Source organism: Propioniciclava soli, from assembly GCF_014858005.1.
GTDB classification, from domain to species: domain Bacteria; phylum Actinomycetota; class Actinomycetes; order Propionibacteriales; family Propionibacteriaceae; genus Propioniciclava; species Propioniciclava soli.
Map to the genome: position 1 here is coordinate 137,500 of NZ_JACYOT010000009.1, position 11,263 is coordinate 148,762.

13 protein-coding genes are annotated in these 11,263 nt (G+C 72.5%); 8 read left to right on the forward strand and 5 right to left on the reverse strand.

Annotated elements, in window-relative coordinates; all coding sequences use genetic code 11:
* Positions 1 to 27: 27 nt before the first annotated feature.
* The 4 genes from IFY26_RS11540 to IFY26_RS11555 all read right to left on the reverse strand — a co-directional run bounded on the left by IFY26_RS11540 (position 28) and on the right by IFY26_RS11555 (position 4,098).
* Positions 28 to 900 carry an HhH-GPD family protein gene (locus IFY26_RS11540; protein ID WP_232549151.1) on the reverse strand — a complete coding sequence of 291 codons (873 nt, stop codon included), beginning with the start codon at positions 898 to 900 and terminating at the stop codon, positions 28 to 30.
* Positions 897 to 1,952 carry a DNA integrity scanning diadenylate cyclase DisA gene (gene disA / locus IFY26_RS11545; protein WP_232549152.1) on the reverse strand — a complete coding sequence of 352 codons (1,056 nt, stop codon included), beginning with the start codon at positions 1,950 to 1,952 and terminating at the stop codon, positions 897 to 899. Before disA ends, IFY26_RS11540 begins: the two co-directional genes overlap by 4 nt.
* 27 nt (positions 1,953 to 1,979) lie before the next feature.
* Complete coding sequence (radA, locus tag IFY26_RS11550) at positions 1,980 to 3,383, reverse strand: DNA repair protein RadA (protein WP_232549153.1); 1,404 nt, start codon at positions 3,381 to 3,383, stop codon at positions 1,980 to 1,982.
* Positions 3,384 to 3,459: 76 nt separating this feature from the next.
* Positions 3,460 to 4,098, reverse strand: a complete 639-nt coding sequence (locus IFY26_RS11555; protein WP_232549197.1) for a VOC family protein — start codon at positions 4,096 to 4,098, stop codon at positions 3,460 to 3,462.
* Between the two features lie 153 nt (positions 4,099 to 4,251).
* On the opposite strand from IFY26_RS11555, the gene IFY26_RS11560 reads away from it, so the two are divergent.
* Both IFY26_RS11560 and IFY26_RS11565 read left to right on the forward strand, forming a co-directional pair.
* Complete coding sequence (locus IFY26_RS11560) at positions 4,252 to 5,142, forward strand: sugar phosphate isomerase/epimerase family protein (RefSeq protein ID WP_269779450.1); 891 nt, start codon at positions 4,252 to 4,254, stop codon at positions 5,140 to 5,142.
* Positions 5,139 to 5,954 (forward strand): CPBP family intramembrane glutamic endopeptidase, encoded by an 816-nt coding sequence (locus tag IFY26_RS11565; RefSeq protein WP_332836187.1) that lies wholly within the window; start codon positions 5,139 to 5,141, stop codon positions 5,952 to 5,954. Before IFY26_RS11560 ends, IFY26_RS11565 begins: the two co-directional genes overlap by 4 nt.
* A 16-nt stretch (positions 5,955 to 5,970) precedes the next feature.
* Here IFY26_RS11565 and IFY26_RS11570 read toward each other — a convergent pair whose 3' ends face one another.
* A complete protein-coding gene (locus tag IFY26_RS11570) occupies positions 5,971 to 7,404 on the reverse strand; it encodes an MFS transporter (protein WP_232549155.1) in 1,434 nt (477 codons plus the stop codon).
* A gap of 236 nt (positions 7,405 to 7,640) precedes the next feature.
* Here IFY26_RS11570 and IFY26_RS11575 point away from each other — a divergent pair, with 236 nt between their 5' ends.
* From IFY26_RS11575 to IFY26_RS11600, 6 genes are all read left to right on the forward strand, one after another.
* Positions 7,641 to 8,693 carry an aspartate-semialdehyde dehydrogenase gene (locus IFY26_RS11575; protein WP_416046572.1) on the forward strand — a complete coding sequence of 351 codons (1,053 nt, stop codon included), beginning with the start codon at positions 7,641 to 7,643 and terminating at the stop codon, positions 8,691 to 8,693.
* The gene (gene proC / locus IFY26_RS11580) at positions 8,690 to 9,493 is read left to right on the forward strand and encodes a pyrroline-5-carboxylate reductase (protein ID WP_232549156.1); all 804 of its coding nucleotides are present in this window, start codon (positions 8,690 to 8,692) and stop codon (positions 9,491 to 9,493) included. The genes IFY26_RS11575 and proC overlap by 4 nt, the downstream gene beginning before the upstream one ends.
* A 148-nt stretch (positions 9,494 to 9,641) precedes the next feature.
* A complete protein-coding gene (locus IFY26_RS11585) occupies positions 9,642 to 9,743 on the forward strand; it encodes a 30S ribosomal protein bS22 (RefSeq protein WP_002550589.1) in 102 nt (33 codons plus the stop codon).
* A gap of 4 nt (positions 9,744 to 9,747) precedes the next feature.
* Positions 9,748 to 9,999, forward strand: a complete 252-nt coding sequence (locus tag IFY26_RS11590; RefSeq protein WP_232549157.1) for a glutaredoxin family protein — start codon at positions 9,748 to 9,750, stop codon at positions 9,997 to 9,999.
* 19 nt (positions 10,000 to 10,018) lie between these two features.
* A complete protein-coding gene (locus IFY26_RS11595) occupies positions 10,019 to 10,669 on the forward strand; it encodes a histidine phosphatase family protein (protein WP_232549158.1) in 651 nt (216 codons plus the stop codon).
* The gene (locus IFY26_RS11600; RefSeq protein WP_232549159.1) at positions 10,666 to 11,244 is read left to right on the forward strand and encodes a TlpA family protein disulfide reductase; all 579 of its coding nucleotides are present in this window, start codon (positions 10,666 to 10,668) and stop codon (positions 11,242 to 11,244) included. Before IFY26_RS11595 ends, IFY26_RS11600 begins: the two co-directional genes overlap by 4 nt.
* Positions 11,245 to 11,263: the final 19 nt, after the last annotated feature.

An 11,263-nucleotide genomic window follows, 5' to 3' on the forward strand; every position in this document is an offset into this window, starting at 1 on the left:
CGCGTGAAGGCGACCCGCGGCGGGGCGTCAGAGGCTGATCGTGCCGTCACCGCGGGAGCGGGCCAGCCCGTCGGTGATCAGGGACGCCAGCGCACGCTCGGCCTGCGCGGCATCGGCCGGCCACGCCGCCAGCAGCTGGGCGCGGGGGACGCCGGCGTCCGCGGCGCGCAGCACCCCGAGCAGGACGCCGCGGCACTGCCGGTCGGTGCCGGCGTAGGTCTGGCCCCGGCGCGGTGGGCCGTCCCACGCCGGCCGGCCCGCCCGCAGCCACGCGCAGGCGTCCGCCACCGGGCACCGCTCGCAGGCCGGGGAGTCGGCCGTGCACACGAGGGCACCGAGTTCCATGGACGCCGCGGCCCAGGCCGCCGCCTGCGCGGGGTCGTCCGGCAGCCACGACTGGGCCCGCGTGACCTCGGCCCGGGTGAGCGAGGCGGGCGGAAAGGCCTGGCCGCCCTCGAGCCGGGCGAGCACGCGGCGCACGTTGGTGTCGAGGACGACGTGGCGCTGCCCGAACCCGAACGAGGCGACCGCCGCCGCCGTGTAGGCGCCGACTCCGGGCAGGGCCAGCAGGGCGTCGTGGTCGGCGGGCACCGCGCCGCCGTGGTGGTCGCGGATCGCCGTGGCCGCGGCGTGGAGCCGCTGGGCCCGGCGCGGGTAGCCGAGGCGGCCCCAGGCGCGCACGGCGTCCGCCGGCTCGTCGTCGGCCAGCGCGGTGGGCGTCGGCCAGCGTTCCAGCCAGGCCGCGTACTGCGGCAGCACGCGTGCGACCGGTGTCTGCTGCAGCATGAACTCGCTGACGAGCACGGCCCACGGGCCGGCATCGGGCTCGCGCCAGGGCAGGGGACGGGCGTGGGCGGCGAACCACGCGATGACGCGGGCCGCGACGTCGGCGCGGTTCACTGGGCCGACAGCACCCGTTCGGCGATCGTGGCGAGACCGTCGCGCACCGCCCGGGCGACCTCGGGCGTCACCTCGTCGACCCCCAGCAGCTCGACCTGTGAGGCCGCATACACGCCCGCCAGGTCGCCGAACCGCTCCACGATGCGGGCGCTGACGCCAGCCGGCAGCTTGCGGATGCCGGCGAGCTGCCGGTAGCCCTTGGGGGCGAGCGGGGAGTCGAGGTGCACGGCATCGGGGAAGCCGAGTGAGCGGCCCACCAGCACCACGTCGAACAGTTCCGGGTCGTGCAGGGTGCCCAAGCCGGCCAGCAGCAGCGATTCGGACCCGTCGGGGACGTAGTCGCGTTGCACGAGGGACGCCAGCGGGGTGAGGTCCTCGGTGAGGTCGCGCAGCTGCAGCGAGACGAGGCGGCCATCGGCACCCAGGCCGCTCACGAGCGCGGTCGCCTCGTCGGCCACCCGGTTGATCATCTCGAACCGCTGGGCCACCTGCGCGAGGTCGCGGAGCGTGACGGCATGGGTCACTTCGCGCGCCGTGAGGCGATCCAGGGAGTCGAAGAGGCGGACGCGGTGGGCCGCCAGCGCGCCGATGGCCTGCGTGGCGCGGTCGATCAGCTGGTCGGGGCGCGGCACGAGCTCACGGCCGGAACCGGCGAAGACCGAGATCGTCCCCATGGACGCCGACACCGTCACCACCTCCAGGCCGGTCTCCAGGGCCACCCGCTCGGCCGTGCGGTGCCGGGTGCCGGTCTCGGTGGTCGGGAGGTCGGCGGAGGGGGAGAGGTGGACGGCCGCGGCCAGGATGCGGTCGAGCCCGGTGGAGAGCACGATCGCGCCGTCCATCTTCGCGAGCTCCCGCAGGGCGGTGGAGGTCAGGGGCACGTCGATCGTGAACCCGCCGGTGGAGAGGGCCTCGAGCGCGGGATTGCTGCCGAGCACCACGAGGGCGCCGGTGTGACCGTGGACGATGCGGTCGAGCCCGTCGCGCAGCACGGTGCCCGGGGCGAGCGAGGGCAGGACGCGGGGCAGGGGGGCGGTGCTCAGCGGTGCCACCTCCTCAGGGGGTCGGTGCCCGCCATCCTACCGGGCACCACGGCGCGGCCTGAGGGGGATGACGGCGCCCCCCTCCGGCGCCAGGGCCGCGCGGAGGGCGTCCGCCAGCGTCGCGACCTCGACCACCCGCAGGCCGCCGCCGGGCTGGACGCGGGCCGCCCCGGCGCCCGGCGGAACCAGGGCGAGGCCGATGCCCAGGCGGGCGGCCTCGTCGAGGCGACGGGCCAGACCGGGGACCGGGCGGATTTCTCCCGCGAGGCTCACCTCGCCCAGGGCCACGAGGCGCTGCACCGTCGACTCGTTGCGCACCGCCGAGGCCACCGCGAGCGCGGTCGCCAGGTCGCCCGCCGGGTCGTCGACCCGCCCGCCGCCCACCGTTGAGGCGTACACGTCACGCGTGTGCAGTTTCACCTGCCCGTGGCGCTGCAGCACCGCCAGCGTCATGGCGAGCCGGCCCGGGTCGACGCCGGTGCTGATGCGACGCGGGCTCTGCAGGTGCGAGGGCACGACGAGCGCCTGCACCTCGGTGAGCAGCGGACGCCGGCCCTGCAGCGTCACCGTGGTGCACGTGCCGGGGGCCACCGCGCCGTCCGACGTGAACAGCCCCGACGGGTCACTCACCTCGCGGATGCCGTCGGCGGCCATCTCGAAGCAGCCGACCTCGTCGGCCGGGCCATAGCGGTTCTTGGTGGCCCGCACCATGCGGAACGTGCCGTGGGTGTCGCCGTCGAAGGACAGCACCACATCCACCAGGTGCTCCAGGGTGCGGGGCCCCGCGATTGACCCCTCCTTGGTCACGTGGCCGATGATGAGGACGGCCATCCCACGCCGCTTCGCGACGCGGACGAGGGCGGACGTCACCTCGCGCACCTGGGTGACACCGCCCGGCACCCCCTCGGTGCCCGGGGCGGTCACCGTCTGTACGGAGTCGATCACCAGCAGGGTGGGGGCGAGCTCCTCGACGTGCCCCAGCACGACGCCGAGGTCGGACTCCGCCGCGAGATACAGCTCGGGGTGCAGGGCGTCCGTCCGGTCCGCCCGCAGCCGCACCTGGGCCGCGGACTCCTCGGCGGTGACGTAGAGCGTCCGGCGCCCACCGGCCGCCCAGCGGGCCGCCGCCTCCAGCAGGAGGGTGGACTTGCCGACGCCGGGCTCCCCGCCCAGCAGCACGACCGAACCGGGCGTCAGGCCCGCCCCCAACACGCGGTCGAGCTCCCCGATCCCGGTGGGAATGCCGCGCGCCTCCTGGGCAGTGACCTCGGTGATGGGCCGCGCCGAGGTGGCGGGGCGGCTCGTCGCCACCCGGGCCGTGGCGGCGGGCGCCACCTCGCTGAGGCTGCCCCACGCCTGGCAGCGGCCGCAGCGCCCGGCCCACCGGGGGGTCTCCCACCCGCACTCCGAGCAGCGGTGGATCGTCGCGTTCTTCGCCATGCCCCCCACGCTACGGGGCCCCTGTGACAAAACGCGTCGGCGGGCGGCCCGTCCTGCCGGGCACGCCGGGCGGGGGTCAGATGGTGACGATGCCCTGGGGGCAGCGGAACGTGACCGCCTCGATGCCGGGCATCCCGTGGGGGGCGTCGAAGGTGAGGGTGACGCCGTCGAAGGTGTCGGCCAGATCGGTGCCCAGCCACTCGGCGACCCGCTCGGAGCTGCCGGAGAGTCGGATCTCGACGATCTCGACGTCGGCGGCGGGCAGGGCGCTGGGGCGCAGTTCGGGCTCGCTCACCCAGGAGACGAAGAAGGGGAGCTGGGGGTCGGCCATCAGGCCGCGGACGCCGATCTGCTCCCACTCCAGCCGACGGCCGTCCGGGAACTGCCGGCTGCCGTGGGCCGCCTCACGGCCGAGTCGACTCTCCACCGAGGCCATGTCGTCCACCTCGATGACCCAGGCGAACCAGCCGCCACCCATCTCGGTTCTCGCCCGCACGGCCTGGCCGAACACGGCCTTCTCGGCGGCGGGGTGCTCGAGCACCTCCACGACCTCGAGGTAACGATGACCCTGGATGGGGAGGATGTTGTTGCGCGTGCCGAAGCTCGGGTGGAAGCCGCCGTCACGGAAGGGCGTGCCGAGAGCGTCCTCCAGACGTGACACGGCCGCCGCGAGACCCTCGGGTCCAGCGGCGAAGGACAGGTTCGACAACCGCATGAGTTCATTGAAGACCATGCCCGGCTCCCCGCCAAATCGACGCCGAACCCCTCAGTGGGAAGGGGTGTCACGACGTGGAGACTTCTGATCGGTCAGCCCGGTGGGGCCGGACGCGTCCGGCCCCCCCGAGGTCGGCTCTATGCTGGGCGCGTGATGCACGAGCGCGAGACGAGCGACGGCCGCACCACGAGCCAGGACCCGCGGACGAGCGGTGATGCCGTGCCCCCACCCGCGCAGGAGTCGCCGGCCCCGCGGAGCCTGGTGGGCCTGTCGACCTCCTCGGTCTACCCGGAGACGACGGCCAGCTGTTTCGAGCTGGCCGGACGCCTCGGCTACGACGGCGTGGAGGTGATGGTGGGCATCGACCCGGTCTCCCGCGACGTGGACGCCCTCGTCGACCTGCGCGACTACCACCAGGTCCCCGTCCTGTCCGTCCACGCCCCCACGCTGCTCGTCACGCAGGGGACGTGGGGCAACGACCCCTGGGAGAAGCTCGAGCGCTCGGCCGTCGCGGCCGGACGCCTCGGGGCCGACACGGTCGTCGTCCACCCGCCGTTTCGCTGGCAACGGGGCTACGCCAAGGGCTTCGTCGAGGGCGTCCGACGCCTGGAGCGCACGACCGGCATCATCTTCGCCGTCGAGAACATGTTTCCGTGGCGCGGCCCGGGCGGCAGCGAGGTGCGGGCCTATTCGCCGAGTTGGGATCCCACGGAACGCGACTACGACCACCTCACCCTCGACCTGTCCCACGCCTCCACGAGCCGGCAGTCCTCGCTGGAGCTGGTGGACGCCTGGGGTGACCGGCTGGCCCACGTGCACCTGACCGACGGGGACGGCACGGTCAAGGACGCCCACCTGTTCCCCGGTGAGGGGGACCAGCGGGCCGCGGAGTTGCTGGAAGGGTTGGCCGCGCGCGGGTTCGCCGGGCACGTCGTGCTCGAGGTCAACACCCGCACGATCCGCTCGCGCCGCAACCGCGAGGAGGCGCTGGCCGACGTGCTGGCCTGGACGCGCGCCCACCTGGGGCAGACGGTGCCCGCGTGAGCGTGCCCCCCATCGATCCGGCCGGGACGCCGACGGCCGCGGCGTCCGGGCCCGCCGCGGTGGCGTTCCAACCGCAGGCGTGGCGTCCGGGCCTCGACGTGCTGTTGGTGCTCGGGTTCTCATTGGGTCGCTCGGCGGTCTACTCGATCCTGTCGATCATCGAGAAGTCGACGCGCGACGTCCCGCTCAACCAGCAGACCACCACGATCAACAACTCCGTCACGCCCGACCGGAGCTGGCTCGACCTGGCCTACCAGGTGGCGGGCATCGGGTTCCCGCTCGTGGCCGTCGCGGTCGCCCTCTACCTGCTGCGGCTGACCGGCGACCGGGACTCGATCGGTTACGACCTGCGCCGCCCGGGCACCGACCTGGCCCGCGGCTTCGGGGCCGCGGCCCTGATCGGCATCCCGGGCCTGGCGTTCTACGTCGCGGCCCGCGAGCTGGGCATCAACACCAACGTCGCTCCGGCGAACCTCGCGGAGAACTGGTGGACGGTGCCCGTGCTCGCGGGCTTCGCGGTGATGAACGGCGTGCTGGAGGAGGTCGTCATGCTGGCGTTCCTCCTGCGGCGCTTCGACCAGCTGCGGTGGTCGCCGTGGGTGGGCATCGCGGTCAGTGCGGTGATCCGCGGGGCCTACCACCTCTACCAGGGGTTCGGTGGCTTCCTCGGCAACATCGTGATGGGCCTGGTGTTCGGCTACCTGTACCGGCGGTGGGGGCGGGTGATGCCGCTGGTGGTGGCCCACACGATCCTCGACCTGGTGAGCTTCATCGGCTACGCGCTGCTCGCGCCGTATCTCGACTGGCTCTGAGACCGGTTCAGACCCCTCACTCGGCGGCGTCCGCCGCCACCGTGCCGGGCACCGCCGCGCGACGCTCGGCCAGGATGGCCTCGTTCTCGCGGACGACGTTCTTGCGCAGCGGGTACCAGAAGATCAGCACCAGCAGCGTGCCGAGCAGGAACAGCGCCGGCACGAGGTTGAACAGCATCCAGATGCCCTCGATGGTCTCGGGGGTCTGCTGGGCGGCGGTGGCCTGGTAGCCGATGGCCGTGAGGCCGATGCCGCCGAGCAGCGAGGACGCCGCCTGCCCCATCTTGCGGGCCCAGCTGTACAGGGCGTACACGGTGCCGTCGTCGCGCTGGCCGGAGCGGACCTCCTGGTAGTCGATCACGTCGACGATGAAGGCCCAGATGAGGAAGTTGAACACCGCCAGGCCGAAGGACGCGATCGCGAACAGCACCACGAAGACGGGGAAGGCGGGGCGCAGGAAGTAGTTGGCCAGCATGCCGCCGACATAGAGGGCCACGCCGACGATGCCCATCTCGGTCTTGCCGAACCGGCGCACGAGCGGGGCGGTGACGACCACGAGCACGAAGGCCGGCAGCGTCGCCGCCAGCGACGCGATCGATTGGAGCTGGCCCTGGCCGAAGTAGTCGAGGTAGAGGAACGAGGCGACCTGGCCGTTGAAGAGGTTGCCCAGCAGCAGGAGCAGGGCGGCCACCACGATGGCGAGCAGGGCGCGGTTGGTGAACAGCGAGCCCATCAGCTTGAAGAAGCCCATTCGCTCGCCGGCGGGCTTGGGGGGCACGACCACCCGCTCCTCGACGTTGAAGTAGAGCAACGCGTAGAAGACCACGGCCATGACGGCCATCAGGATCGCGGCCAGGCCGAAGCGGTCGGCCAGCACGTTCGGGCCGTCGAACACGACGAGCGGCATCGCGGTGGAGACCAGCAGGAAGGCGAGCTGGGCGCCGGTGGAACGCCACACGGACAATTCGGCCCGGTGCTCGGCTCGATCCGAAATCACCGAGGCCATCGAGCCGTAGGGAATGTTGATGGCGGTGTAGAAGACAGAGCCCCACAAAATGTAGAAGCCGATCATCCAGGCGAGCTTGGCGCCGTACGCCCAGTCGGCGATGAACGGCTGGAACAGCAGCGCCGAGCTGAGCGCGACCGGGATCGCGATCCGGCGGATCCACGGCTTGAACTTGCCGTCGCGGGCCGGGCGCATGGTGTCCACCAGCCGGCCCATGCCGACGTCGGTGAAGGCGTCCAGCACGCGGACGCCGGCGACCAGCGCGCCGATGTGCAGCGGATCGATGCCCACCACGCGGGTGAAGTACACCAGCATGAAGAAGGCCTGGATCATGAAGGTCATGTCGTTGCCGAAGTCACCGAACATGTAGCCGACCTTGTCCCGCATCCCGAAGGGGCGGACGTGGCGCCGCTCGGGGGCCACGGTGGAGCCTGTCTCAGTCATCTGAATCTCTCTCCTCGGGCCAACGTTGGCCCCGTTCAACTTTGATGTTTCGACCCTAGGAGATGTGCCGGCCCGAGCGCCCGCCCATGACACGGGTTGCACGGTGCAAGTCCGCCGTCGACTTTCCTCATGCGTTTCAGTGGAGCGCTGGTGCGATTCAGCGAATCCGTGGGACGCCCCCGGCGTCGGTGGAACCCGGAGCAACCGGACGACGGTCCGGCGGTAGGCTGGCCGCCATGCGTGTTGGTGTTTTCGGTGCGACCGGCCAGGTCGGACAGGTCATGCGGACGCTCCTGGCGGAGCGCTCCTTCCCCGTCGACGAGATCCGCTACTTCAGCTCGGCGAAGTCGGCAGGCACCACCCTGCCGTGGCGCGACACCGAGATCACGGTCGAGGACACCGCCACCGCCGACTTCTCCGGGCTCGACATCGCCGTGATGTCGGCCGGGGCCACGATGAGCCGCGACTACGCCCCCCGGGTCGCCGCGGCCGGCGCCGTCGTCATCGACAACAGCTCGGCCTGGCGCAAGGACCCCGACGTCCCGTTGGTCGTCAGCGAGGTCAACCCGGAGGACGCGGAGAACCCGCCCAAGGGCATCATCGCCAACCCGAACTGCACCACCATGGCGGCCATGCCGGTGCTCAAGCCGCTGCACGACCGCGCCACCCTGACCCGGCTGACCGTGGCCACGTACCAGGCCGTCTCCGGCTCGGGGGTGAAGGGCGTGGCCGCCCTCGCCGACCAGATCGGCGCGATCGAGGACCCCCGGGTGCTGGCCCTCGACGGCTCGGCCCTCAGTGAGGGTGACCCGGCGCCCTACGTCGCACCCATCGCCCACAACGTCGTACCGCTCGCCGGCAGCATCGTCGACGACGGCTCGGGGGAGACCGACGAGGAGCAGAAGCTCCGCAACGAGTCCCGCAAGATCCTGCACCTGCCCGAGCTGGCGGTCTCCGGCACCTGCGTGCGCGTGCCGGTGTTCTCGGGCCACAGCCTGAGCATCCACGCCGAGTTCGCCGAGCCGATCACGCCCGAGGACGCCCGCGCCCTGTTGGCGGACGCCCCCGGCGTCGTGTTGGCCGATGTGCCGACGCCGCGCCGCGCGGCCGGCGCCGACCCCGTCTTCGTGGGGCGCATCCGGGCCGACCAGGCGGTGCCCGACGGACGCGGCCTGATCCTGTTCGTCTCCGGCGACAACCTCCGCAAGGGCGCCGCCCTCAACGCGATCCAGGTGGCCGAGCTCGTGGCGGCCCGGCTGGGGGCGGCGCAGCTGGGTGCGGCGCGGTGAGCACGCTCGCCGTCATCGGCACCGGTGTCATGGGCGAGACCCTGTTGGCCGGTCTACTCCGCTCGGGCTGGCACCCGACGGACCTGGTGGCCGCCGATCGCCGCGAGGCCCGCCGCCAGGAGATCGAGGGGCGCTACGGCGTCAGGACGCTCGACAACGGCCCGGCCACGGCGCTGGCCGACACGGTCGTCCTCGTGGTGAAGCCGCAGGACGTGGGCGAGGTGCTGCCCGAGATCGCGGAGTCGCTGCGCCCCGGCGCCCTCGTGGTGAGCCTGTGCGCGGGCGTCACCACGGAGAAGCTCGAGGCTGGCCTGCCGGACGGCACCCCGGTCGTCCGGGTGATGCCCAACACGCCCGCGCAGGTCTCGGAGGGGATGGCCGCGGTGTCGGCGGGGGCGCACGCGTCGGCGTCCGACCTCGACCAGGTGGTGGGTGTCATGGGGGCCGTCGGCCGGGCGCTGGTGGTCCCCGAGCGCTACCAGGACGCCGTCACGGCCATCTCCGGTTCGGGACCGGCCTACCTGTTCTTCGTGGTGGAGGCGATGATCGACGCCGGGGTCCAGCTGGGCCTGCCGCGCGACACGGCCACCGCCCTGGTGACGCAGACCGTCTTCGGCTCGGCGAAGCTGCTCGTCGAGACCGGCGAGCACCCCAACCTGCTGCGGGAACGCGTGACGTCGCCCGCCGGCACGACCGCCGCAGCGCTGCGCCATCTCGAGGAGCGCAGCGTCAAGGCCGCGTTCATGGCGGCCATGGAGGCGGCGCGGGATCGCTCCGCCGAGCTGGGCCGCCAGGGCTGACCGGGCCGGTGCGGCCCCCTCGGACGCGGTTTTGCCGCCCGCGCCGGGGCCGGTAGGATTGGGCTTCTTGGCCGGCCACTGGGGCCGGCGATCAACTGGGATTTCACAGCCGTCCGGCGCGCCCGCGCCGCGGCACGAGGAGACACACGTGGGTTCGGTCATCAAGAAGCGTCGCAAGCGGATGGCGAAGAAGAAGCACCGCAAGCTGCTGAAGAAGACGCGCATCCAGCGCCGCCGCGCTGGCAAGTGAGGCCGTGCACCCCGCACTGACGTCCGCCCGCGTGGTGGTCGTGACGCGCGAGGGGTGCCACCTCTGCGACGATGCGCTCGTCGCCGTCGAGACGGTCTGTCGGGAGAGGGGAATCTCCTGGCAGGCCGTTGACGTGGATGCGGACCCCGAACTGCGGGCCCGCTACACCGATCACGTGCCCGTCACCTTCGTGGACGGCGCGCAACACTCCTTGTGGTTCGTCGATGCCGGACGCCTGCGCGAGGCTGTCGGATGAGCCCGCTATCCTGTGAGGCATGACCTCCACCGTCGTCCACGTCTGCCGTCACGGGCAGGTGGAGAACCCCGATCACATCCTCTACGGCCGCGCCGAGGGCTACGGCCTCAGCGCCCTCGGCCACCAGATGGCCGCGGCGCTGGGGGAGCACTTCGCCGACGTGCCGCTCGCCCACCTGCGCTGCTCGCCGCTGCAGCGGGCCCAGGAGACGATCGCGCCGATCGCCGCCGCGCACCCCGAGCTCGAGATCGTCACCGATCACCGCGTCATCGAGGCCGAGAACCTCCTCGAGGGTCAGAGCTTCGGCCGGTTCAACCAGCGTCTCGCGCTGCCCAAGAACCTGCGCTACCTGTGGAACCCGCTGCTCCCGAGCTGGGGTGAGCCCTATCGGGACGTCGCCACCCGCATGCGCGCAGCCATCGCCGACGCCGCCGTAGCGGCCGGTGAGGGGGGCCAGGCGGCCATCGTCGCGCACCAGTTGCCGATCTTCATCGCGCGCCTGGCGGCCGAGGGACGCTCGTTCGTGCACAACCCCATCACCCGCGAGTGCCGCCTCGCATCGGTGACCAGCTTCCACTTCCACGGCCCGCGCGTCGTCAAGGTGTCCTACGCCGAGCCGGCCGACCACCTGTACCCGCCGAAGGCACGGATCTTAGGGCCGGGCATGTGAGCGCAGCCACGGTGGGGCGACGCAGGGGGGCGCGAGCGGCGTCCGTGGTCGCGCTGGCGCTGCTGGCCGGTTGCGGGGCGGGGCCGACGGCGTCCGGTGGATTCGTGGGGGGTGACGGGTCGCTGACGATCGTGCCGGTCGAGCAGCGGCAGCCGGCGCCGCAGATCACCGGCGAGCTGCTCGACGGCACGGCCTTCGACTCCGCCGAGCTGGCAGGCACCGTGATCGTGTACAACGTGTGGGGCAGCTGGTGCAATCCCTGCCGCAAGGAGGCGCCCGCCCTGGTGGGCGCGGCCGAGGCGACGGCGGGGGAGGCCGTCTTCGTCGGGCTCAACACACGTGACCCGGACCCGGCCCAGGCCGAGGCGTTCGTCCGTGCCTTCGACGTGCCCTACGTCAACGTCTACGACCCCGACGGACGCGAGCTGCTCAAGTTCGGCTCCCAGCTGCCGGCCAGCGCGATCCCGTCCACGCTGGTGGTGGACGCAGAGGGTCGCGTCGCCGCCCGCGTGCTCGGCGAGACCACCCAGAGCACCCTGACGGGGCTCGTGGGCGACGTGGCGGCCGGCCGATGACGCCGCTCGACCTGGGCGC